Annotated in this window: 1 protein-coding gene; it reads left to right on the top strand. The window is 77.7% G+C overall.

The genetic code is table 11. The features are described 5' to 3' along the window. The coding region (locus ACWGIU_RS38415; RefSeq protein ID WP_453712790.1) for an FtsX-like permease family protein at positions 1-1,043 on the top strand (1,043 nt) is incomplete at both ends.

Raw genomic sequence — 1,043 nt, 5'->3', positions numbered from 1 at the left:
GTGCTGGTCACCGGCGTGTACCGGGCCGCCGACGCGGACGCCGCGTACTGGCGGCTCGACCCGCTCGGCGGCCGCGAGGTCCAGGCCGACACCTTCGCCGTCTACGGCCCGCTCCTGGTGGACGACAGCGCCTTCACCACCGGCGGCCTCCACCAGGACCACCGCCTCACGCTGCTCACCCCGGACCTGCGCACGGTCCGCGCCGCCGAGGCGGAGGCCGTGCGGACCGCGACCGAGCCCGCGAGCGTCACCCTCGAACGCGTCGGCTCGCTGCGGACCGCCACCGAACTGCCCCGACTCCTGGCCGAGCTGAGTGCCGGCACGGTCGTCGCCCGCTCCACCCTGCTGATGGGCGCCCTCCAGCTCGCCGTCCTGTCGACCGCCGCCCTGCTCCTCGTCTCGCACATCCTGACCGTCCGCCAGGAACCGGAACGGGTCCTGCTCACCGCGCGCGGCGCGTCCCGCCGCCGTCTCGGCGCGCTCACCGCGACCGAGTCGCTGCTGCTCGCCCTGCCCGCGGCCGTCCTGGCACCCCTGCTCACACCGCCCCTGCTGCGGCTGTTCGGACACTTCGGACCCCTCGGGCGGGTCCGCCTGGAGATCCCGGACACCTGGCTGGTCTGGCCGGTGGCGGGCGGCTGCGCCCTGGCCTGCGTGCTCCTGACGACCCTGCCCTCCGTCCTGCGCGGGGCCTCGGCCGCCGTACTGCGCCGCGTGGGCAGCCGCCAGGCCCTGGTGACGGGCGCCGCCCGCTCCGGCGTCGACCTGGCGGTCCTGGTCCTCGCCGTCCTCGGCTACCAGCAGCTCTCGCAGTACGGCGGTACGGACGCCCCCGCGTCCGGCGCCTCCGCAGGCGGCGGGCTCGGTGTCGACCCGGTCCTGGTCGCCGCTCCCGCCCTGGCCCTGTGCGGGGGCACGCTGCTGGTCCTGCGCCTGCTGCCGTTCGCGGCGCGCGCCGGGGGACGGCTGGCGGCGCGCGGCCGGAGCCTGGGCCCCGCCCTCTTCGGCTGGCAGCTCGCCCGACGGCCCGGCCGGGCCACCGG

The organism is Streptomyces sp. NPDC054840, from assembly GCF_053611065.1.
This window is presented reverse-complemented; position numbering and strand designations above follow the sequence as displayed.